The 21,974-nt window shown below is 63.9% G+C and carries 16 protein-coding genes and 1 rRNA gene; 8 read left to right on the forward strand and 9 right to left on the reverse strand.

Annotated features, from left to right (window positions below; translation table 11 throughout):
- The first annotated feature begins 28 nt into the window (after window positions 1–28).
- Both AC0V2Y_RS09960 and AC0V2Y_RS09965 read left to right on the forward strand, forming a co-directional pair.
- Complete coding sequence (locus AC0V2Y_RS09960) at window positions 29–1,816, forward strand: GMC family oxidoreductase (protein ID WP_475415120.1); 1,788 nt, start codon at window positions 29–31, stop codon at window positions 1,814–1,816.
- Window positions 1,817–1,830: 14 nt separating this feature from the next.
- Complete coding sequence (locus AC0V2Y_RS09965; RefSeq protein WP_475415119.1) at window positions 1,831–3,228, forward strand: cytochrome c; 1,398 nt, start codon at window positions 1,831–1,833, stop codon at window positions 3,226–3,228.
- Window positions 3,229–3,299: 71 nt separating this feature from the next.
- On the opposite strand, the gene AC0V2Y_RS09970 is transcribed toward AC0V2Y_RS09965, so the two are convergent.
- From AC0V2Y_RS09970 to AC0V2Y_RS10010, 9 genes are all read right to left on the reverse strand, one after another.
- Complete coding sequence (locus tag AC0V2Y_RS09970; protein WP_475415118.1) at window positions 3,300–4,445, reverse strand: D-alanyl-D-alanine carboxypeptidase family protein; 1,146 nt, start codon at window positions 4,443–4,445, stop codon at window positions 3,300–3,302.
- 113 nt (window positions 4,446–4,558) lie between these two features.
- The gene (locus AC0V2Y_RS09975; RefSeq protein WP_475415117.1) at window positions 4,559–5,212 is read right to left on the reverse strand and encodes an alpha/beta hydrolase; all 654 of its coding nucleotides are present in this window, start codon (window positions 5,210–5,212) and stop codon (window positions 4,559–4,561) included.
- Between the two features lie 35 nt (window positions 5,213–5,247).
- Entirely contained in the window at window positions 5,248–5,565 is a 318-nt protein-coding gene (locus AC0V2Y_RS09980) for a (2Fe-2S) ferredoxin domain-containing protein (protein ID WP_034781335.1), read from the reverse strand.
- A gap of 40 nt (window positions 5,566–5,605) precedes the next feature.
- Window positions 5,606–6,793, reverse strand: coding sequence for a VanZ family protein (locus AC0V2Y_RS09985; protein WP_475415116.1), 1,188 nt, complete (start codon window positions 6,791–6,793; stop codon window positions 5,606–5,608).
- Window positions 6,790–7,404 (reverse strand): ABC-type transport auxiliary lipoprotein family protein, encoded by a 615-nt coding sequence (locus tag AC0V2Y_RS09990; RefSeq protein ID WP_475415115.1) that lies wholly within the window; start codon window positions 7,402–7,404, stop codon window positions 6,790–6,792. The genes AC0V2Y_RS09985 and AC0V2Y_RS09990 overlap by 4 nt, the downstream gene beginning before the upstream one ends.
- A gap of 12 nt (window positions 7,405–7,416) precedes the next feature.
- Window positions 7,417–8,376, reverse strand: a complete 960-nt coding sequence (locus AC0V2Y_RS09995; RefSeq protein WP_475415114.1) for an MlaD family protein — start codon at window positions 8,374–8,376, stop codon at window positions 7,417–7,419.
- On the reverse strand, window positions 8,376–9,272 hold the full coding sequence (locus AC0V2Y_RS10000) for an ABC transporter ATP-binding protein (protein ID WP_475415113.1): 897 nt from the start codon (window positions 9,270–9,272) through the stop codon (window positions 8,376–8,378). The genes AC0V2Y_RS09995 and AC0V2Y_RS10000 overlap by 1 nt, the downstream gene beginning before the upstream one ends.
- Entirely contained in the window at window positions 9,272–10,405 is a 1,134-nt protein-coding gene (locus AC0V2Y_RS10005) for an MlaE family ABC transporter permease (RefSeq protein ID WP_121670653.1), read from the reverse strand. The genes AC0V2Y_RS10000 and AC0V2Y_RS10005 overlap by 1 nt, the downstream gene beginning before the upstream one ends.
- Before the next feature lie 57 nt (window positions 10,406–10,462).
- Complete coding sequence (locus tag AC0V2Y_RS10010) at window positions 10,463–11,983, reverse strand: B12-binding domain-containing radical SAM protein (RefSeq protein WP_475415112.1); 1,521 nt, start codon at window positions 11,981–11,983, stop codon at window positions 10,463–10,465.
- Between the two features lie 134 nt (window positions 11,984–12,117).
- On the opposite strand from AC0V2Y_RS10010, the gene AC0V2Y_RS10015 reads away from it, so the two are divergent.
- The 6 genes from AC0V2Y_RS10015 to AC0V2Y_RS10040 all read left to right on the forward strand — a co-directional run.
- Entirely contained in the window at window positions 12,118–13,734 is a 1,617-nt protein-coding gene (locus AC0V2Y_RS10015; RefSeq protein ID WP_475415111.1) for a DUF2138 family protein, read from the forward strand.
- Window positions 13,698–14,396 carry a DUF1175 family protein gene (locus AC0V2Y_RS10020; protein WP_475415110.1) on the forward strand — a complete coding sequence of 233 codons (699 nt, stop codon included), beginning with the start codon at window positions 13,698–13,700 and terminating at the stop codon, window positions 14,394–14,396. Before AC0V2Y_RS10015 ends, AC0V2Y_RS10020 begins: the two co-directional genes overlap by 37 nt.
- Window positions 14,393–18,934, forward strand: a complete 4,542-nt coding sequence (locus tag AC0V2Y_RS10025; RefSeq protein WP_475415109.1) for an alpha-2-macroglobulin family protein — start codon at window positions 14,393–14,395, stop codon at window positions 18,932–18,934. The genes AC0V2Y_RS10020 and AC0V2Y_RS10025 overlap by 4 nt, the downstream gene beginning before the upstream one ends.
- Before the next feature lie 23 nt (window positions 18,935–18,957).
- Window positions 18,958–20,625: a DUF2300 domain-containing protein gene (locus tag AC0V2Y_RS10030; RefSeq protein WP_475415108.1), complete on the forward strand. Its 1,668-nt coding sequence runs from the start codon at window positions 18,958–18,960 to the stop codon at window positions 20,623–20,625.
- Window positions 20,626–20,654: 29 nt separating this feature from the next.
- Window positions 20,655–21,383: a YfaP family protein gene (locus AC0V2Y_RS10035; RefSeq protein ID WP_475415107.1), complete on the forward strand. Its 729-nt coding sequence runs from the start codon at window positions 20,655–20,657 to the stop codon at window positions 21,381–21,383.
- A 407-nt stretch (window positions 21,384–21,790) separates the two neighbouring features.
- Window positions 21,791–21,974 (forward strand): 16S ribosomal RNA (locus AC0V2Y_RS10040); the annotation flags it as partial.

The raw sequence follows: 21,974 nt of genomic DNA on the forward strand, positions 1-21,974 counted from the left end.
AGCAGATCAAAGAAAAAGAAAAACCATCATGAGTGATATCAAACCCGATGTAAAAATGAAGCCTGTCGATGCCGTGATTGTGGGCTTCGGCTGGACCGGCGCCATCATGGCCAAGGAAATGACGGAAGCGGGCCTGAACGTGGTCGCGCTGGAACGGGGCGAGTACCGCGACACCTATCCCGACGGCGCGTATCCGAAGACCCTCGACGAGCTGACGTATATCCAGCGCAGCAAGCTGTTCCAGGACATGTCGAAGAGCACGTTCACCTTCCGCCACAGCATCACGGGCGTGGCCGTGCCGTACCGCCAGATCGGCGCCTTCAAGCCGGGCACGGGCGTGGGCGGCGCGGGCTTGCACTGGTCGGGCATGCACTGGCGCGTCTTACCGGAAGAGCTGCAGATCCGCAGCCACTACGAACGCCGCTACGGCAAGAAATTCATTCCCGAAGGCATGACGATCCAGGACTTCGGCGTGACCTACGCCGAGCTGGAGCCGCACTTCGATTTCGTCGAGAAAGTCTTCGGCACCTCGGGCCAGGCATATAAAGTCAACGGCATCGTCGTCGGCGACGGCAATGTGTTCGAGGGCGACCGCTCCGACAATTACGCGCTGGCGCCGCAAAAAGTGCCGTACACGGCAGAATTGTTCCGCCGCGCGGCCAAGGCCGTCGGCTATCACCCCTTCGTCAACGCGTCGTCGAACGCGTCCGGCCCGTACACGAACCCGTACGGCTGCCAGATGGGCCCGTGCAACTTCTGCGGTTTCTGCTCCGGCTACGCCTGCTACAACTATTCGAAGGCGTCGCCCAACGTCAACATCATGCCGGCCCTGCGCATGGTGGCGAACTTCGAGCTGCGCGCCAATTGCAACGTCGTGCGCATCAACCTCGACGGCAGCAAGAAACGCGCCACGGGTGTGACCTACATCAATGCGGACGGCAAGGCCGTCGAGCAACCGGCCGACCTGGTCATCGCCAGTGCGTTTGCCTACAACAATGCGCACCTGTTCCTGCTATCGGGCATCGGCAAGCCATACGACCCCGTCAGCAATGAAGGCGTGGTGGGGCGCAATATCGCCTACCAGATGATGTCCACCATCCAGACTTTCTTCAAGGAAGACACGAACACGAATCCCTTCATCGGCGCCGGCGGCACCGGTGTCGCGCTCGATGACTGGAATGGCGACAATTTCGACCACGGCCCGCTGGGCTTCGTGGGCGGCTCGCCCGCCTGGTGCAACCCGGCCGGCTCGAAGCCCATTTCCGGCATCGCCACGCCGGACGGCACGCCCGCCTGGGGCGCGGCCTGGAAAAAGGCCGTCAAGAAGAGCTACCTGAACACGGTGTCGTTCGACTGTCACGGCGCCAACATGACTTACCGCGACTGCTATGTCGACCTCGACCCCACCTACACGGACAAGTATGGCCAGCAATTGCTGCGCTTTACCTTCGACTGGAAGGAAAACGACATCAAGATGAGCCGTTTCGTCACCGACAAGATGATGAAGGTGGCCGAGGCCATGAATCCGGAATCGATCAAGGTCTCCGTCAAGAGCGTGGGCGACCACCTCGACTTGCGCAACTACCAGACCACGCACTGGGCGGGCGGCACGGCCATGGGCGCGGACCGCAAGACCAGCGTCGTCAACCGCTACCTGCAAAGCTGGGACGTGCACAACGTGTTTGCCGTCGGCTCCAGCGTGTTCCCGGTCGGCATCGGCTACAACCCGACGGGCCTCGCTTGCGCGCTGACCTACTGGTCGGCCAAGGCCATCCGCGAGCAATACCTGAAAGATCCCCGTCCCCTGGTCGCTTGATAAAGAACAAGAAGATGAACAACACATTCACCCATACCGTGGGCGCGCTGCTGCTGGCGCTCGCTTCAAGTACTGCCTGGTCTGCCACCACGGCCACCGCCACCCCTCCGAACGCCCAACTGATACGCCAGGGCGAATACCTGGCCCGCGCCGGCGACTGCATCGCCTGCCACACGGCCGGCACGCAGGGTAAACCGTTCGCCGGCGGCCTGGGCATGGAAACGCCGATCGGCAAGGTGTATTCCACCAACATCACGCCCGACAAGAAGGCCGGCATCGGCGACTGGAGCTTTGCCGATTTCGACAAGCTGATGCGCACCGGCGTGACGAAACACGGCTACACCGTGTATCCGGCCATGCCGTATCCGTCGTACTCGCGCCTGAGCGAGGCGGACATGCAGGCGCTGTACGCCTATTTCATGCATGGCGTGAAGGCGGACCCGACGCCGAACAAGGCGGCCGACATTCCATGGCCCCTGTCGATGCGGTTCCCGTTGACCATCTGGCGCTGGGCGTTTGGCCCCACGCCGCAGCCCTACAAGGTGCCAGTGACGGGCGACGCGCAATTGCTGCGCGGCGCCTATCTGGTGCAGGGCCTGGGCCACTGCGGCGCCTGCCACACGGCGCGCGGCGTGGGCATGCAGGAAAAATCGCTGACGGATGAGGGTAATACCACCTTCCTGGCGGGCGGCGGCGTGATCGACGGCTGGTCCGTGCCCTCCTTGCGCAATGAGCATGGCGGCGGCCTGGCGCGCTGGAGCGCAGCCGAGATCGCCGAATTCCTGAAAACGGGCCGCAACAGCCATACGGCGTCGTTTGGCGCCATGAATGACGTGGTGGCCCATTCCATGCAGCACATGACGGATGGCGACCTGGCGGCGATGGCAAAATACCTGAAATCGTTGCCGCCGTCGAACCCGGCCACGCCCGCCTTCGTGGCGGACGACAAGCTGGGCAAGCAATTGTTCAGCGGCATCGTCAACTCCAAGGGTGCGCAACTGTACCTGGACCGCTGCGCCGGTTGCCACCGTTCCGACGGCAAGGGCTACGACAAGGCTTTCCCTGCGCTGGCCGGTAATGCCGTGCTGCAAACGAACGATCCGACCTCGGCCATCAACATCGTGCTGTCGGGCGGCGCCGTACCGGCCACGCGCACGGCGCCGTCGGCGCTGACGATGGCGCCGTATGCCGACATTTTCAATGATGAGCAAACCGCGCAGGTAGTGACCTTCATCCAGACCAGTTGGGGCAACCGCGGCACGCCCGTGACGGCGGCGCAGGTGGCCAAGGTGCGCAAGCTGTCCGTGCCGGTGGCGGCGTCGCAGACGGAAGCGACCTTTGCCGCAGGTCGCCATGGCACCTTCCCGCCCGTGGCACGCCAGCCGCACCTGAAGGATGCGCCGCTGAAGTAATTTGACGTAGCGCAAGACGAAAAAAATGCCCGCAGCATCTGCGGGCATTTTTTATGGGGAATGTTGACGGCTTATTTCATCCACAGGCGCATCGAATCCCAGGCGCGGCCGAAGATCGTTGCCTGGTTGATCGGTTCCAGCGCCACGACAGGCAGTTCCAGCAGGACCTTGTCGTCGACCATCATTTTCAGCTTGCCGACAGGGGCGTTTTCAGCCAATGGCGCCACCAGCGGGTCCTTGCGTTCCAGCACAGGTTTCATCTTGGCAGCCGTGCCTTTTGGTACGGTGACGAGCACGTCGCGGGCGAAGCCGATTTTCACGGTGCTTTTCGAGCCCTTCCACACTTCCGGCGTGGCCACGGCCTGGCCTTTCGAGTACAGCTTGACCGTATCGAAGTTCTGGAAGCCCCAGTTCAGCAGCTTCTGGCTTTCCTGCGTACGGGCCTGATCGGACGAGGTGCCCAGCACCACGGAGATCAAACGGCGTTCGCCGGTGCCGCCTGGGCGGCGGGCCGAGGCGATCATGCAATAGCCGGCCGCTTCCGTGTGGCCCGTCTTCATGCCATCGACGGTCGGGTCCAGCCACAGCAGGCGGTTGCGGTTAGGCTGGGTGATCTTGTTGTATGTGAAACTTTTGATGGAATCGATTTTGTAGAATTCCGGATAGTCGGCGATCACGCGCTTGGCCAGCACGGACAAGTCTTGTGCCGTGGAATAGTTATCGGGGCTAGGCAAGCCATGCGGATTGGCAAAACGCGTGTTTTTCAGACCCATGCGTTGCGCTTCGCGGTTCATCAGCACGACGAAGGTGCCTTCATCGCCGGCAACGGCTTCAGCCAGCGCCACGGCCGCGTCGTTACCCGATTGAATCATCAGGCCGTGCAGCAAGTCGTCGATCGACACGGGCGTGGCCGGGTCGATGAACATCTTCGAGCTGCTCGAATCGACTTTCCATGCGCGCACGGACACGTTCACTTTCTGGTCCAGCGCCAGTTTCTTTTCGCGGATGGCGGCAAACGTCAGGTAGGCCGTCATGATCTTGGTCAACGAGGCCGGCTCGATGCGCGCGTCCGGATCTTGCGAAGCAATGATCTGGCCACTGGTGGCGTCAAGCAGCAGCCAGGACTTGGCGGCGATGGTCGGGGCTGGAACGGTTTGCGCGTAGGCGGCGGATAGGAAAAGTACACTGGAGGCCAGTGCCGCTAAAAGTTTTTTCATGGAGGCTGGTCTGCGAAAAAGATGAAGGCTGAGGGCCACGCAGTTGCTGCGTACGTGGCCGCGTGGAAAAAACGGATCAATTATAGCCGTGGAGGCGCTAGTAAGCCCACACTTCAATGATCATCTGCTGCGATTGCGGGTTTGTCACCATGCCACAGCGCAATCACGAGGTTCTTGATGTGGTTGAGCTTGCGGTGGAAAAAGTGGTCGGCGCCGGGGATCACGATCACGGGAATGTCTTGTGGACGGGCCCAGTCGAAGACGGCGGACAGGGGAATCGTGTCGTCCAGTTCGCCGTGGATCAAGATAGTGTCGGCCGGAATGTCGGCCATGGCCCATTTGCCGGCCGCGCTGCCGATCAGCGCCAGGCGCTCGGCGGGCGTGCCGGCGGCGGCCAGGCGTTCCTGCAGTTTCGATTGCACGTAGGTGCCGAACGAGAAGCCGGACAAGGCCACGGGCAAGCCCGGGTACAGGCCGATCATGTGTTCATACAGCAACTGCATGTCGTCCGTCTCGCCCGCGCCATGGTCGTGTACGCCTTCGGAGGCGCCCACGCCGCGGAAATTGATGCGCGCCACCACGTAACCGAGGGCGACAAACGCGCGCGCCAGGGTTTGCGTGACCTTGTTGTCCATCGTGCCGCCGTACAGCGGGTGCGGATGGGCAACGAGGGCGATGCCGCGCGGAGTGTCTGCCGGGAAATCGAGCAAGCCTTCCATGCTGCCCGCATGGCCGGCGAGGGTAAATTTTTCCGAGTTTCTGTTCATGATGCTCATACTGGTGGCTATCTCTTAAATTGGCATTAAATCTTCAGGCGCTCGACTATTTTTCCACCCACCAGGTGGGTATCGATGATTTCATCGATATCGCTGGTGTCGACATAGGTGTACCAGGTCGCTTCCGGGTAGATCACCAGCAGCGGGCCTTCCTCGCAGCGGTCCATGCAGCCGGCCTGGTTGATGCGGATCTTGCCCGCGCCATTCATGTCGAGTTCCTTGATGCGGCGCTTGCAATGCTTTTGCGCCGCTTCCGCGCCATGGTCGCCGCAGCTGTTGCGGCCATCTTCACGTTTGTTCATGCAGAAAAAAACGTGGCGTTCAAAATACGGTGCGTCGCTCATACTGTGCTCCTGCTGATTCATCAATGCGCCATGATAGCGCTTATGGGTGGTCTTCGCGACGCTGGCGCTGCACATCGTCCTGCCGGTTCAGGCGGTGCGAGGGCAGGCACAGGAACCACAGGGCCACGAAGGGCCACAGCAAGGCCAAAAATTGCGCCGCGCCATTAAAGTTGAGGAACTTGCCTTGTACCCAGCCTTGCAAGGTTGACATGAAATACGGGTTGATCGGCGTCGTATTCACCATCACCAGGCTCAGCAGCAAGGTGGCGGCCGCGATGCGGCGCTGCGCCACATGCGGCGCGAAGGCCAGGCCGCCCAGCATGATCAGGCCGATCAGGAAGCCGCCCTGGGCGCCCGGCGTGATCCAGACGAAGGCATTTTCGGGCGAAAACAGCAGCGCGCTGGCCATCGAACGCACGGTCAGGGCGGCGGCGATCAGGGTCAGCATCAGGATGGCGCGTGGCGCGGCGCGGCGCAGCAGGCACAGCAAGGTGAGCACGGCGCCCGTCATGCCGCAGGCCGTGATAATCGTTTCCGAAAGCCAATATTGCTCGACCGTTAAGATCACGTCGGGCCGCAGATACGCGGCCAGGTCGATGTCGATGCCCGTCAGCTGCGACAGCCAGTCCGACAGGATGGGCAGCAACTGGCCCAGGCCGAACAGATAGCCTTGCGGATAGATCTGCGCCAGCGGCCACAGGGCCACCAGCACCAGGCCCTGGCTGGCGTGCTGGGCAAACCAGCGCTGGCGCAAGCGGAACAGATGGCTATGGTCGAGCAGCTTGCGCGCCGTCAAGGCGCCGAAGATGGAGCCGATGCAGCAGCCGGCCGCATTCGTATAGAAATCGAGGTTCGACGACACGCGGCTGGGCAAATAGGTTTGCACGGCTTCCATGCTGCCGGAAATCAGCATGCCGCACAGGCTGGCAACGATAACGGCAAAGAAACCAGTAATCCTTGGAAACAGCGAATACACGATCAGCGCGCCCAGCGGGATGTAGCCGACGATATTCACGCCGACATCGAAGCCCGTCCAGTAACGGGGCATGCGCGTGTTTTCCAGGAACGTCAGCGGCGACAGACCATTGCTGTGCCAGCCAGTGAAGGGAAACCAGCTCGCGTAGACGATCAGGAAGACGTAGGCGAGCAGGGTCGCGCGCGACACGGGCGAGGAACGGACGGGCGGCAGCGGCGCCGCCGGGCTGGCGGGGGATGCGGGGTCGGTCATTCTTTCGGGATATTCAGCGTGCCCAGCCAGCTGAGCAGGTCGGCGGCGATGGCGTCCGATGCCGCCGCCAGCGCCTGCGCGCCGCCTTGCGCGTCGGCGCTGCCGGCCGGTCCGCTGCGGCTGAAGGTTTTCTGGTCGATCAGGCGGTGGCCGCGGAACAGCGAGGCGCGCAACGACACATGGCCGCTGCTTTGCGTCTGCGTGTCAAACGCTTGCGAAAAATCATCGACGTCGATGCGCAGCAGCGGGATGCCGGCGGCCGCGTCCGTGGTCGATAGCACTTTTACGCCGCTTTGCGCCACCCGCGTCTTCAGGCGCTGGCTCAGCAGTTGCAGCGGCGGCGTGTTCCAGCGGTTGTAGGCGTAGGGCCGCGATTGCTGCGCGTCGGCGTACAGCAGGCGGTAATACATGCGCTGGCTGTCGAGCCAGGAAGGGCCGTTGGCGTCGGCGATCACCAGCACGGGCACGGCTGGCGCGGCCGGTTGCGCGGCTGCCGGCGGCGCGGCCGGGCCGAAATCATAGAAAGTGGGCACGGGGCCGCGGCTGGCGCAGCCGCCCAGCAGGAAAGCGCCGGCCAGGATGAGTGCGGTGAGATGGCGTGGGATAGGCATGCTGTGTTCTCCTTATTTGCCGGGCGCCGAAAAACCGGGCTCGCCCGGGCCGGGCGGGATGTCTGGGGCGCCGAACAAGATGCTCTGCGGCTGTTCATTGAGCGTGCTCATGGTGGTTTTCAGGGCGCGCATCGAGGAGCGCGCCTCCCCGCTCAGCTCGATTACTTGCGGCAAGACTTCCAGGGACACGCCATTCGCCACCGTTTCCACGGAATTGCCCACCCGGTCGACCGTGCCATTGACCTTGTCGAGCACGCCGCCGGGCGCCTGGATGTCGTTACCGAGTTTTTTCCACGTGGCCGTCAAGTCCGACACGTTCTTGCTGGCAGTACTGACCGCCGTCAAGGTTTGGCGCGTTTGTTCCGTCAGTTGCGGCAATTGCGTCAGGGTCGGTTCCAGCTGCTGGGGAATGGCGCCAAAGGCCTTGGCCGCCTTGCCCACTTCAGTGAAGGCGCCCAGCATGGCGGCCTGGTTTTCGGGGCTGAGCAAATTATTCACTTTATTGGTGATCTGCTCGGCCTGGTCGAGGATGCGCTTGCCCCGTTTTTCCAGCTGGTCGAGCAAGCCCGCGCGCAGGGGGATCAGCGAAGGCTTGTCCTTGCTGGTGCCCAGCAGTTTCGAGCCCACGTGCTCGTCGTCGAGCTGGATGTAGGCGATGCCCGTCACGCCCTGGTAGCCGAGCGTGGCAAAGGTGGTGTTGGTGACGGGCGTGTCGGGCGCCACGCTGATGTGCACGAGGATTTGCCCCGCCTTTTGCGTGTCGAAGTCGATGGCGTCGACCTTGCCCACTTCCAGGCCCCGGTAGCGCACGGTCGCCTGCGGGTTCAGGCCCGGCACGGACAGGGTGGTGGCGAGCAAATACGGGACTCTTTCCACGCGATCGCGGTTGAACCAGACGCCGAACAGGATGGCGGCCACCAGCAGTGTCAGTGTAAAAAATCCCGTCATCAGGGCATGTGATCTGTTTTCCATTACTTCTCCGCTTTCGTGTCTGTGCCGGCGTCGTCGCCTGGCTGTGCCGCCTTGTCCGCCGCCTGTTTTTCATCGAGGACGGCCAGCGCGCGCTTGCCGCGGTCGCCGAGGAAAAATTGCTTGATGAACGGGTGGTCCACTTCGATCACCTCGCGCGTGGGCCCGATGGCGATCACGTGTTTTTCCGCCAGCACGGCGATGCGCGTGGACAGGGCGAACAAGGTGTCGAGGTCATGCGTGACCATCACCACTGTCAAGCCCAGCTCGCGGTGCAGTGACTGGATCAGGGCGACAAAACTTTCCGACAAGTCCGGGTCCAGGCCCGCCGTCGGTTCGTCGAGGAACAGCAGCTTCGGTTCCAGCGCCAGGGCGCGGGCCAGGGCCACGCGCTTGATCATGCCGCCCGACAAGTCAGACGGCATCTTGAGCGCATGTTCCGGGCCCAGGCCCACCATGTTCATCTTTAATAATACCGCGTCATGCACCAGCGCTTCGGGCAGCACGCGCAATTCGCGCATGGGCTGGGCCACGTTGTCGAACACGGTCAGGGCTGAATACAGCGCGCCTTGCTGGAACAGCATGCCCCAGTGGTTGCGCAACTGCTGCAGCTGGTCGGAACTTGCCTTGTTGATATCTTCGCCAAAGACTTTGACGCAGCCCCGTGCCGGATGTTCCAGGCCCAGCATCTGGCGCAGCAGCACCGTCTTGCCCGTGCCGGAGCCGCCCACGATGGAGAGGATTTCGCCCCGTTCGATTTCCAGGTTCAAGTCCTGGTGCACGACGGTGCGGCCGAACTTGGTCCACAGATTGGTGATGTCCACCACGGGCGCGCTGCCGTGCAGGTTGAACTGGCCTTCCTTGCCGGTGCCGCAGGCGATATCGGTGTCGTCCGCCATCAGTAGCCCACTCCATTGAAGACGATGGCGAACACGGCGTCGGCCAGGATCACCACGGTAATGGCCGTGACGACGGCGGTGGTGGTGCCGCGCCCCAGGCTTTCCGTGTTGGCCTTGATGCGCAGGCCGAAGTGGCAGGAGACGAGGGCGATCAGCATGCCGAAGATCACGCCCTTGCCCAGGCCGATCATGTAGTTGGCCAGCGGCACGGCATCGGGCAGCTTCTGGATGAAGTAGCGCGCCGACAGATTCAGTTCCACCTTGGCCGCCACCATGCCGCCGATCAGCGCGGCCGTATCCGTCCAGATGACGAGCAGGGGCATGGAAATGGCCAGGGCCAGCACTTTTGGCATGATCAGGCGGAAACCGTGCGAAATGCCCATCACCAGCATGGCATCGAGCTCTTCCGTGACGCGCATGACGCCCAGCTGCGCCGTGATGGACGAGCCGGAGCGGCCGGCCACGAGAATGGCTGCCAGGAGCGGCCCCAGTTCGCGGATGACGCTCATGCCCAGCAGGTTGACCAGGTAGATGTCGCCGCCAAAGGCGCGCAGTTGCTGCGCGGACAGATAGGACAGCACGACGCCGATCAGAAAGCCGACCAGGGCCGTGATGCCCAGCGCCTGGAAGCCCGCATGGAAGATATTGGCGGAAATTTCACGCCACGGCCCGCGCATCGGGTGGCGCGCGAAGCGGCCGATATCCTGCGTCACCTGGCCGACAAGGGCAATAAAGCCCTTCAAATGTTCGAAAAACAGCAAAATGGCCATGCCCAGCTTCATCACGGGCGTGAGGCGGTTGGCGCGCGACGGCGGCGTTTGCAGCGGCCCCGTCTCTTCGATGCGCCGGAAAAACTCTTCCTGCGATGGCGCCAGGGTCAGCTGCGCAGGGCGCTGCTTGCCCCAGGCATTCCAGAACAGCTGGGCGCCGATATGGTCCATGCTGTCGATGGCCGACAAATCCCATTGCGCCTTGGTATCGCCCTGCAAGGGCTTGAGCTGGGCCTCGATGGCCTTGATGGCATTGTCATGCGCCAGTGCGTGCACCTGCCAGGTGCCGCTGGCAGTGACAAGGGCTCCCTGTTGGGAGCTGGTCTGGGAGAGGGTCAGTTTCGGCGATTGTACAGTCGGCATCGCGCCAGTTTAAGGGAGAATGGCGCAGACCGCCACCGCTGTTCAATCGCCGGCCCCTCAGGACGCCAGGTGGCGCGCCTGCCGCTGCGGCAGGGCGACGTCCGGGCGCACCTTGGTGTTGTTAGTACTCACTTCGCTGGTCTTGGCGTGCGCGGCCGCCTGCGCGCCGCCCGCATAGTCGCTGGCCAGCAGGGCGTTGGCCTCGGCCGCGCTCATGCCGCGCGTCTGCAGCCATTGCGCCACCAGCTTGGCCAGGCGCTCCATGGCGATGCGGTGGGTGGCGTCCGTGTGGGCATACAGCCAGTTCGAAAAATCCATGAAGTTTTCAAACGGTGCATCGCCCAGCATCCATTGCACCGTATTGGCGAAGCGGCCCGAGTTGGCCACCAGGTCCCAGTAGCGGGCGAAGCGCACGAGGCGCTGCATGCTCATGAAATCGAGCTGTTTATTGGCCAGGATGGTGTACGGCGGGTGCGGGTCGAACACCATGCCATAGTTTTCCGTATGCCGGATGATGGGCGTGCCGCGCAGCCGCTTCAAGATGCCGAACTGGATTTCATGCGGTTTCAGGGCCACCAGCTTGTTGAAGCCGGCCGCGAAGCTCGCTTCATCCTCGCCCGGCAAGCCGGCGATCAGGTCCACATGCAAGTGGGCGTTCGATTCCTCGCACAGCCAGCGGATGTTATCGGCCGCCTTTTGGTTGTCCTGCTTGCGGCTGACCAGCGATTGCACGTCCGGATTGAAACTCTGGATGCCGATCTCGAACTGCAGCGCGCCGGGCGGGAACTTGCTGATGCCTTCTTTCAAGGCGTCGGGCAAGTGGTCGGGCACCAGCTCGAAGTGGGCGTAGATGGGATCGTTGGGATTCGCTTCGATCTTGTCTAAAAAGAACTGCATGATCTTCAGACTGGTCTTGATGTTCAGGTTGAAGGTGCGGTCGACGAACTTGAACAGGCGCGCGCCGCGCGCATGCAGGGATTCCATCTCGGCCAGGAAATTCTCCAGGGCGAAGGGCCAGGCCGTCTTGTCCAGCGCCGACAGGCAGAATTCGCACTTGAACGGGCAGCCGCGCGACGCTTCCACGTAAATCGTGCGGTGGCGGATATCGTCGTCTGTATACAAGGAGTAGGGCAGCTGCAGTTCCGCCAGCGGGGCTTGCACGCCCGCATGGATCTTCATCAGCGGCTTCGGCCCGTTGAGGATCTCGCCGCACAGCTTGGGGAAGGTGACATCGCCCCAGCCCGTGATCAGGTAGTCGGCCAGTTTGACGATTTCCTGCTCGCCCGCCTCATGCGACACTTCCGGCCCGCCCAGCACGATGATGACTTCGGGCGCCACGCGCTTGAGCATGGCCACCAGTTTCGTCGTTTCCTCGACGTTCCATATATACACGCCAAAACCGATGATGCGCGGCTTGTTGATCAGGATGCGCTCGACCAGTTCCGTGGTCTTGGTGCCGATGACGAATTCCTGCAGCCGCGTCTGCGCCTGCAGCGGCCCCATATTGGCCAGCAGATAGCGCAATCCCAACGAGGCGTGGGTATAGCGGGCGTTCAGGGTGGAGAGCAGGATGGTCATGGGAGCGGTTGAATCGGCGAAACCGCTATTTTACGCTGTCACGTCAGCTGTGCGCTGCGGCTGCCAATGCCATGTTACCATTTGTCAACAATTACTAACTTGTCAATGCTACGGCAGGCTAAAAGGGATACAAGGTGCTGGCGAAAAAAGTACTCAATAAAAAAGTCCTGGTCGGGGCGCTGGCCGGCGTGGCCGTGGTGGCGGCCGCGCTGGTCGGCTACCGGGTCTTCGGCTGGGGCGCGCTGGGGCCGGTCAACGGCCTGAAGCTCGATTTATCCCGGCCCGACGCGCTGGTCCGGACGAAAAGCCTGTCGGCCTTGCCGCGCGACCTGCTGACGGTGCCGCTGGCGCGCGACGTGCTGCGCGAGGATTTCCTGTTCTATTACGAGCAGAGCGAAGACCGGCTGGGGCTCAAGGGCAGCCTGCGCCGCATCGCCTATGAGCATGAATTGGGCTGGGGCGACCAGCTGCTGCGCATGGTGCTGGACCAGCCGGCGGAAGTGGCCCTGTGGCGCGACGCCGACGGCTCGCTCAAGCATTTCGCCATCTCCGTCTCGCGCAGCCAGCTGACGCGCCTGCTCGAGGAAGCGGGCAAGATCGCCTTGAAGGATACGCAGATGCGCGTGGCCGGCAGCTTGCGCGTCGATGGCGGCCAGGTGCCCGTGTATGCGCTGAACTATGCCTACCAGCGCACCTTGCTGTTTGCCGCGCACGGCCAGCGCCTGGTCATCCTGTCCCATCCCGGCATGCTGTACGGCGGCAGCGACGGCAAGCATGGCGATGGCACGGCTGAAAAAATAGTGGCCAACCTGCTGGCGCCGGAGCCGGCGAAACAAAACGTCTTGCATGCGCAATTTCATCTCGACGGCGCCGCGCCCGAGGGCCACAGCATCGCCGTCAAGGCCGACTTCCTGTCGTTCGGTTACCAGCCCTTCTTTGGCGCGCTCGAAGCGCTGCGTTTCGATTTTCAACAGGGCACCTGGCAATCGAAGGTGCTGCTCAATGCCGATAAACTGAAAAACGCTGCCTATGACAGCAGCGCCCTGTGGCCCGTGCTGCCGCATAACCCCAGCGCCTGCTTCAGCGTGCCGGTGGACTGGACCGCGCTGCAGCCCGTGCTCAAGCGACTGGGCGACAAGGCGTCCGAGCCGGTGGCGCCGCTGGCCGGCCACTTGCAAGGCCCCGCCGCCGCGTGCTGGTACGGCACTTCGCGGCTGCATACACCCGTGTTCGTGGCCACGCGCAGCGCGCAGGCCGGCGACGACGCTGTATATGGCAGCCTGTTCGCGGCGGCCATCGGCGGCAAGGACCCCGTGCGCAAGACCACCGGCAAGGACGCCAAAGGTGAGTTCGTGCGCTGGGAGCGCAGCGTCGCCACGGCACTGGGCCAGTCCACGCCGGCGCTGGCCGTGGCCGGCAATACGGTTGTCTTCTCCGCCGACGGCAAGCTGGTCGACCAGGTGCTGGCCGTGCGCCGCAAGCAGGCGCCGGCCGCAAGCGACCTGCTGCCCGATGGCGCGCGCACCATCGGCCTGATCGCGCCGGCGTCGCTGGCCCGCCTGATCCAGCTGGAAGCCTTCGACACCCTGCCGGCGAATAACGAACCGGTCTTGCGCGCGGCCGCCAACGAACACATGGTGCCGCGCCTGGACGCCCTGAAAAAATATCCCGCGCTGCGCATGGTGCTCAAGCGGCAGCCAGCCAGCGGCACGTCATGGGAAACGCTGGAATGGCAGGAGACGGCGCGATGACGGTGTCGCATGGGCGGCGCGCTGCGCTGGCGGTGTGCGTCGCCGCTGTCGCCGCACCCAAGGCTTGGGCCCTGCGCGCGGCTGCCGGGGGGCAAGTGCAGCTGTCGCAAGCCCAGAGCCGCGCCTTCCAGGCCTGGATGCTGCGCATCGTCAATGCGCAGATCGAACGGGGGCCGTCGCCGCGCTGGACGCACCGCGATTGCGCCGGCCTGGTGCGCTTCGCCGTCAACGAAGCGCTCACCGTGCATGACGCGAAATGGCTGCGCGCGAACGGCATCGCCAGCGACCGGCGCCTGCCGCCCGAGCTGGAACTCGATGCAAGCCAGGCAGCCCTGCGCAACCGCTGGGTGCAGACGGGCGGCAGTGTCGGCCACTTCGTCACGGCGCTGGCGCTGGTGCAGCACAACAGCCGTTTCATCGCCCGCGAAATCAGCCAGGCGCTGCCCGGCGACCTGCTGTTTTTCGACCAGGGCGACGAACAGCACCTGATGGTCTGGATGGGGGCGCGCATCGCCTACCACACCGGCACCGTCACCCCCGACGACAATGGTCTGCGGACCGTCGATATCAAAGAACTCACGAGCTGGAAGGACACGCGGTGGCAACCTGTGGTCAACAATCCGAATTTCGCCGGCGTGTTCCGGCTGGCGTTTTTATCATGAAGCCGATTTTTGTCATGAAGCTGTTCTTTGCCAGCCTGCTGGCCTTGGTCCTCATTGGCGGCGCCTCGGCGCAGGAACGCGAACCGAGCAACTACGCCACCTTCAAGGGCGAGCCTTTCTTCCTGCTGTCGGACGCCAGCTACGGCAGTCTTGATGAAGCGCGCGTGCGGCTCGAGGTGCCCGGGCGCGACATGGGGCGCATGAACCTGGAAGCGTATTCGGGCGCCGACATCGTCGTCTACCGCGTGCCCGAACCGATGGAATTCCTGAAAAAGCAGCGCAATCTGCACCGTATCCAGGTCGAGGGCAATTACCAGGGCGAAGGCCTGGCCAACACCTTGAGCTTTCTGTGGGATAGCTGGTGGAAGCAGTCGCGCCTGGCCTGGCGCAAGCTGTTTTCCGGTGAGGCGCGCCGCGCGGTCACGAAAGAACAGCCGCAGCTGGCGACGAATGACGCCATCCGCAAGCCGACCGTATTCGCCAACCATCCGCAGTACAAGCCGATCAAGGGCATGGAACTGGTCGACAGCTTCCGCTATCCGATCTGGCAAGCCAAGGCCATCGCGCCGCCAAAAGGCGTCAAGCTCGATGGCTCCAGCAGCGACTTCATCGTCGCCGGCGCCGGCAACGTGATGATCCCGCTGGGCAAGCGCAAGCCGGGCCTGTATCTGGTCGAGGCGATCATCGGCGAGCACCGCGCCACCACTCTGGTGTTCGTGTCGGACACGGTGGCCGTCACCAAGGTCTCGTCCGGCCAGATGCTGGTATGGACGGCGCGGCGCGACAACAGCGCCGCCGTGGCCGGCGCCAGCGTGGCGTGGACGGACGGCACCGGCGTGCTGCAGTCGGCTGTCACCGGCGCAGACGGCGTCGCCTCGCTCGAACGCGGCAGCCCTGAACATACGTATGTGCTGGGCCAGGACGGCGCCGGCGGCGTGTTCGTGTCCGAGAATTTTTACTATGACAGCGAAATCTATAACACCAAGATTTATGCGGTGACCGACCGGCCCCTGTACCGGCCCGGCGATGAGGTCAACGTCAAGTTTTTGGGCCGCGAATTCACCTCGGCGCGCGCCTCGCAGGCAGCAAGCGCAGCACCGCTCAGCCTGACCGTGCTCAATCCGAACGGCACGCCGCTCTTGACGCAAACGCTGCAGCTGTCCGGCGATACGGGCGCCGACACGCGCTTCCGCCTGCCGACGGAAGCGACCGCCGGCGGCTATGAACTGCGCTTCAACTACAAGGATGGCGTGTATGGCGCGGCCTTCCGCGTGGCCGAATACGTCAAGCCGCACTTTGAAATCAACGTCCAGCCATCGAAACCGGAATTCAAGACGGGCGAGGCGGTCAAGGGTAGCATCGCGCTGCGCTACCCCGATGGCAAACCGGTAAAAAACGCGAAGATGACCTTGTCGCTGCGCGGCCAGCAAAACACCATGGTCGAGGGGGAGCTGCGTTACAGCGGCCTGTTCCCGGTGGCCTTGAAGACCGAGGAAGTGACGAGCGACGGCAGCGGCAATGTGGACTTCACCTTGCCGCCCGCCGCCGATCCGTCGCGCTACATCTTGACCGTGCTGGCGACCGATGGCGCGGCCTACCGCGTCAAGGCGACGCGCGAGCTGATGATCGAACGCTCGAACAGCAGCTATCAGTTGAAGGCGACGCGCCAGTTTTCCGATCCGGGCCAGGCCGTGCATTTCGACTTGCTGGCCGATGGCCAGGGCGCGGCCAAGCCCGTGCGCTGGGAGATGGTGCAGCTGGAAAAACAGAGCAAGACCGAGGGCGCCTTCGATCCAGCTGCCAAGGGCTGGGACGTGACATTCCCGGCCTCCGGTTCGTATCAGCTGGCGCTGCGCGACGAACGGGGCAACCTGCTGGCCGCCGCCAGCCACTGGGTGGCTGGTGACGGCGTGCAGACGACGCCGGGCAGCATCGAGATCGTGCTGGACCGCGCCCGCTACCGTCCGGGCGACACGGCCGAGGCCTTGATCACCTTCTCCGACAAGGTGGATCAGGCGCTGCTGACGCTCGAGCGCGACAAGGTGGAACACCATGGCTTGATGGCCGGCGCCGCGGATTGGTACCAGGCGAAGCGCGTGGCGCCGCGGCAGTGGAGAGTGCGCATCCCGGTAAAAGAAGAGCATGGCCCGAACATGACGTTCTCGGTGGCGTACACGCGCAATGGCGATTTCGTGTTCGAGAACGCCGGCCTGCAAGTGATCGAGCCTCGTATCGCGCTGCAGTTCAAGAGCGACAAGGAGAGCTACCAGCCGGGCGAGAAGGTCACGCTGGACGTCAAGGCCACCCTGGACGGCAAGCCCCTGAGCACCCTGGTGGCGCTGGGCGTGGTCGATGAAATGATCTATGTGCTGCAGCCGGAAATCGCGCCCGACATCGGCGACTTCTTCTACCATCCGCGCCGCAACAACGTGCGCACCACGGCCAGCCTGTCTTTCATCAGCTACGACATGGCGCAGGGACGCACTGCCGGCGCGCCCGCGCGCCACAATTACAACGAGCGGGGCGTCAAGGTGCTCGAACGTCCGCGCCGCGACAATATCGATACGGCCTACTGGGCGCCATCGCTGAAGACCGACGCCAACGGCAATGCGCGCGTGAGCTTCACCATGCCCGACGCGCTGACCCGCTGGCGCATCACGGGCCGCGCGATGGATGAGCAGGGGCGCGTGGGCCAGCGCACCGCCTATCTGCGGTCAGACAAGAACTTCTATGCCAAGTGGACCGCGCCGGACTGGATGCGCGCCGGCGATGCGCCGCGTGCCTCGGTGGCCGTGTTCAATCAGACGGGCAAGGAGCAGGCGCTCGACGTCGTCCTCTCGGGCGGCGCGCAGCCGAAGACGGAAAAGCTGTCCGCCAAACCGGGTGTCAATTACGTCGAGTTCCAGCTCGCTGCTGGCGCTAGCGGGCCGCTGCGCCTGGAGCTGAAGCAGAACGGCAAAGTGGTCGATGCACTCGATACCGCTATGCAGACGCTGCCCGCCGCCTGGAGCAGCCCGCGTTCGCTGGTGCTGCCGCTCGATGGCGCGACCGGTGACATGCCGCTCAAGCTGCCGGCGGATGCGCGCAATCTCCGCGTCTCGTTCGCGCAGGGAACCGCCAGCCAGTTCGCGCGCATTGCCGACGATTTGATCGACTATCCGTATGGCTGCGTGGAGCAGACGGCAAGCCGTTTGATTCCGCTGGCGCTGGCCACGCAAAGCCTGGGGCCGGACGCCGGCGCCCTGCAAACGCTGCTGACGGCGCAGCGCCTGCGCCTGGTATCCATGGCCGGCCCGAATGCCGTCTTCGGCTGGTGGGGCAACGCCACTGCCGGCAATGCCTTGATGACGGCCTACGCCTATTACGCCGACTGGTACGCGGCGCGCGCGCTGCACATCGAACTGCCGCCCGAACACTGGAACAAGCTGCTGGCCGTCTACGGCGAACATGGCTTGAAGGACGCGATGGGCGACCGCGCGCTGGTGCTGTGGATGGCGCGCGAGATGGGCTTGCCCACGCAGACGCTGGCGGCGGGCCTGGTGGACGACAGCGCCATCGCCGTCCTGGGGGGCAAGCCGCGCCAGGCGGGCGACAGTGGCAGCCTGCTGCTGGGCGGGGCATCTGACCGCGAGGCGCAAGCGATGAGCCTTGGCCTGGTGGCGCTGGTCGCCAGCCAGAATGGCATCGTCTTGCCGCATGGGCTGCAGCTGCAAGTGGCCAGCGCATGGCAGGTGCTGCGCGAGTCCAAAGCGCCGGTGGCGCAAGCCTTGCTGATGCTGGCCGGCGAAGTGCCGCCATCGCAGGCGGACGCGGTGCTGGCCGGCGTGCGCGCCGAGATGCCGACCCTGGACCGCGCGATGACGTTGATGTGGGTGCAAAAGAAGCTGGGCGGCATATCGTTCGGCAAGGGGCCGGCCGTCGCGCTGGACGGCGCCTGGCAAAAACGCGATAGCCGCAGCGGCCAGCCGCTGTGGCGGTGGAGCGATGCCAAGGGCCTGCCTGACAAACTGCGTCTCGCTGCACCGGCGCCGGCCGGCACGGTGGCCGTGGTGCAGTACGACAGCCATGCCGCCGAAGCGCAGACCTTGCCGGTCGCCGTCGAACGTCGCATCCTGCGCATGAAGGCGGGCAAGGGCGGCTACACGACGGAGCTGGTCAAGCCGGGCGAGGCGCTCAGCACGGACGCGCTGTACCTCGATGAAATCACCTTGAAAGCGGCGCCGGGCGCGAAACACCGCTTTGGCTTGCTGGAAGTGGCGCTGCCGCCCGGCGCCATGGTGGAATCGACGACCTGGGGCATGGTCATGGCGGGCGACAAGCCGGCCGCGCTGGAACGCGCGCGCCACACGGAGCGCCGCGACGGTTACGCGGTGCCGGTCGAGCCGTTGGAAGGCGCCGTGACCGTGCGCCATCTGCTGCGCTTCGCGCAGAAGGGCAGTTACGTGCTGCCGCCGGCGCGCTTTTACCGCATGTACCAGCCGGAGCAGAAAGCGCTCGAGGGCGGCGGCAAGAGCACGCGCGCGCTGAAGGTCGAGTGATGCGCTTTGTGCGTCCAGCATTGATGCTTGCCACGCTGCTGGCCATGCCTGCCTGGTCGGCTTCATTGGACGTGGCCTGGTGGCGCGACGGCAAGATGGAGGTGCGGCAGTTGCGCCAGGGCGGAACGGTGCCTCCACCGTTTGACGGCACGCGGCAAGTGCCGCTGGCCAGCCTGTGGAAGCTGTTCGTGTATGTCTACGCCAGCGATAACAAGGTGGCGATGCCCGACTACCGCTGCGGCGGCCGCGATCCGGAAGAAGTATATTGCTGCGATGCGGGCCAGAGCATCGGCCACGATGCGGCGCTGGCGCAGTCCTGCGGCCCTTTCTTCTCTCCACAGCGCCTGATGATCGCGGCCGCGCCGTGGCGCACATACTGGACCTCCCGTTTAGGTAGCGCGCCGGCAGGGGACTTTGCCTGGCTGGCGGACCCCGCCCAGCTGGCGCCGGGACGGCTGGTACGGCTGGACAGTCTGCTGCGCGCGTTGGACAGCATACCGGCCGCCAGCCGCGTGGACGCCGAAGCGGCCTTGTTGCGCGTGGTGCTCGATGGTCGCAGTGGGCGCGGCGCTGGTACGGCGCGCTGGTTCGGCAGCCAGCTGCGCGTGAAGACGTATTCCTGGCACGAGCAGCGCCGGGCAGACGAACGGATTGGCGGCGCGGCAGGCTGGCTGGCCGATGGCACGCCGATCTGGTTTGGCGGCGCAGGCGGCAGCAGCAATGTCTTTGAACAGTGGGCGCCCAGGCTGGCCGCCAGCTTGCCGAAAGTCGGCGCGGCCGACGATGGCGGTTGCGTGGTGGTCGACTACTTCAAGCGCTATCCGATCCGCGCCGTGCGCGGCGAGCGTGGCGTTGCCGCAGCTGGCCCGCTGAATGGCCGCTACCATGTGCAATTTGAGAATGGGCAGAATCTCGCCGTGCGCAGCAGCGGCGAGTTGATGCTGGTACAAGAGCAGGGCGGCCGCCCGCAATTGCGCGGCCGCTTCGGCGTCAATGAATATGTGGCGCGCGTGCTCGACCGCGAAGCGAGCGCGAATGAAGCGGAAGCGGCCAAGGCGCTGGCGATCGCCGCGCGCACGTATCTGCAGCAGAACGCGGTGACGGTGGCGGGCTGCCAGCAGATCGCCGACAGCAGCGCGACCCAGCGCGTCAGTCCCAGCCCCGCTACGCCGGCGGCGCTGGCGATTGCGCGCTGGACCGACCAGCTGATCGTCGATGGCGTCACCGTGCGCTATCACAGCAACCAGTCGTCCGAGGGTACGATGGCGTGGAGCGAGGCGGTACGCCAGGCGAAGCAGGGCAAGCACTATGATGAATTGCTGGCGGCGGCCTATCCCGGCGGCGCGCTCAGCACCGTTGGCAATACCGGCGCGCGTTGCCGTCGCCTGGCGCAGAACGAGGATTGGCTGGCGCGGTCGGTGCCGCGCTGGCAACGCGTGCTGTTGCGCGAGGCCGGCTACGAGGCGCCGCCGCAAGCGCCGCTGGTGTGTGCCCTGTCCAGCGGCGCGCCGTATTCGGAGCAGTCGCGCAACCGCATCTTCATGCGCCCGTTGGCCACGCGCGAAGACCGCATCACCTTGGCCCATGAATATTTGCACCTTGGCCTGCGCCATCATCCGCGCGGCCAGGACGAAGAATATGTCGAGCGGCTAGCCCGCCGGCTCGTCGACCTTAACCTGGAGGCTCTGTGAATTTTTATATCCGTTGCGCGATTCCCCTGATGCTATTGCCACTCTGGGCGCAGGCCCAGGTCACCATCGATGCGCCGAAGAACGGCTGGCGCAATTCGGCCGGCGCGCGCGAGGACTATACGCAAGCGGTCAATTACCCCGCCGCATCGGTCAACCTGCAGCCGGGCCAGGCCGAGACGGCGCAGATACGGGGGCGCATCGCCGGCGCCGTCAAGGGCAAGCCCGCCACCCTGGTGGTCAATGGCGTGGCGATGCCGATGGAGGTGGGCGAGGATGGCAGTTACGGCCGCCCCTATGGCTTTGGCAGCGGCTCGAACAGCGTGGAGGTGCGTTCGCCCGATGGCAGGAGCCGCGCGCGCACCCAGTTTGTCGACAGCTACCAGGGCAAGACACAGGCGCGCTTGCGTATCGTGCTGTCGTGGGACAGCGCCGGCACCGACCTCGATCTGCATGTGGTCACGCCGGACGGCGGCCACGCCTGGTACGGTAATCGTGTCTTGAAAGATGGCGGCGCACTGGATGTGGACGTGACCACTGGCTATGGCCCGGAAATCTTTTCCAGCGCCGCGCCCCTGAAGGGCAACTATCATGCCTATGTCAATTACTACGGCAGCGGCGACAACACCGCCATGCTGACCGTCGCCCGCCTGTCGATCATCACCAACGAAGGTACGCCGCGGGAAAAGCTGCAGAGCTTCCAGGTGCCGATGCGGGCCGCCGGCGAGCTGACCTTGGTGAAATCGTTCGTCTTGCCATAAATGGCCCTTGCGGACGCGCTGTTGCTTGGCTATAATTCGCCCCCTCGCTGAACGACGCATGCAAATGCCGAGTGAGACGAGAGAAAAGAAGGAGTTGACGGATGTAGTGAAATGCTTCATACTCTTCCTTCTTCGCAGCTGACAAACACAACGCTTTGTCGATAGCGCGAGAGTAGCAAATAAGCAGTACCGAATACCGTTCTTTAACAATTAACAGTCGATAAGTGTGGGCATTTGATGCAAGTGCAGCGCCGATCTTCGGATTGGCGTCTAACTTAAAATATCAAATGTTCACGAATAAATAAATGAAATAGGACGCTTCGCAAGAAGTGGCCTGTCAGTTGTTTTTGAAGTGAGCGACCCGTCAGCAATGACGGTGCCTGTAAAAGGGCAAAGTAACAGAGATTAAACTGAAGAGTTTGATCCTGGCTCAGATTGAACGCTGGCGGCATGCCTTACACATGCAAGTCGAACGGCAGCACGGAGCTTGCTCTGGTGGCGAGTGGCGAACGGGTGAGTAATATATCGGAACGTACCCTGGAGTGGGGGATAACGTAGCGAAAGTTACGCTAATACCGCATACGATCTACG

The sequence above is a fragment of the Janthinobacterium sp. BHSEK genome (assembly GCF_056174685.1).

Excerpts from the sequence above, each read along its gene's own strand:
- AC0V2Y_RS09960 (WP_475415120.1), top strand. The coding sequence starts at position 29 with ATGAGTGATATCAAACCCGATGTAAAAATGAAGCCTGTCGATGCCGTG.
- AC0V2Y_RS10035 (WP_475415107.1), top strand. The coding sequence starts at position 20,655 with ATGCTATTGCCACTCTGGGCGCAGGCCCAGGTCACCATCGATGCGCCG.
- AC0V2Y_RS10010 (WP_475415112.1), bottom strand. The coding sequence starts at position 11,983 with ATGACCATCCTGCTCTCCACCCTGAACGCCCGCTATACCCACGCCTCG.
- AC0V2Y_RS10020 (WP_475415110.1), top strand. The coding sequence starts at position 13,698 with ATGGGAAACGCTGGAATGGCAGGAGACGGCGCGATGACGGTGTCGCAT.
- AC0V2Y_RS09970 (WP_475415118.1), bottom strand. The coding sequence starts at position 4,445 with ATGAAAAAACTTTTAGCGGCACTGGCCTCCAGTGTACTTTTCCTATCC.
- AC0V2Y_RS10030 (WP_475415108.1), top strand. The coding sequence starts at position 18,958 with ATGCTTGCCACGCTGCTGGCCATGCCTGCCTGGTCGGCTTCATTGGAC.
- AC0V2Y_RS09975 (WP_475415117.1), bottom strand. The coding sequence starts at position 5,212 with ATGAACAGAAACTCGGAAAAATTTACCCTCGCCGGCCATGCGGGCAGC.
- AC0V2Y_RS10005 (WP_121670653.1), bottom strand. The coding sequence starts at position 10,405 with ATGCCGACTGTACAATCGCCGAAACTGACCCTCTCCCAGACCAGCTCC.
- AC0V2Y_RS09985 (WP_475415116.1), bottom strand. The coding sequence starts at position 6,793 with ATGACCGACCCCGCATCCCCCGCCAGCCCGGCGGCGCCGCTGCCGCCC.
- AC0V2Y_RS09990 (WP_475415115.1), bottom strand. The coding sequence starts at position 7,404 with ATGCCTATCCCACGCCATCTCACCGCACTCATCCTGGCCGGCGCTTTC.
- AC0V2Y_RS10025 (WP_475415109.1), top strand. The coding sequence starts at position 14,393 with ATGAAGCCGATTTTTGTCATGAAGCTGTTCTTTGCCAGCCTGCTGGCC.
- AC0V2Y_RS09965 (WP_475415119.1), top strand. The coding sequence starts at position 1,831 with ATGAACAACACATTCACCCATACCGTGGGCGCGCTGCTGCTGGCGCTC.
- AC0V2Y_RS09980 (WP_034781335.1), bottom strand. The coding sequence starts at position 5,565 with ATGAGCGACGCACCGTATTTTGAACGCCACGTTTTTTTCTGCATGAAC.
- AC0V2Y_RS10000 (WP_475415113.1), bottom strand. The coding sequence starts at position 9,272 with ATGGCGGACGACACCGATATCGCCTGCGGCACCGGCAAGGAAGGCCAG.
- AC0V2Y_RS09995 (WP_475415114.1), bottom strand. The coding sequence starts at position 8,376 with ATGGAAAACAGATCACATGCCCTGATGACGGGATTTTTTACACTGACA.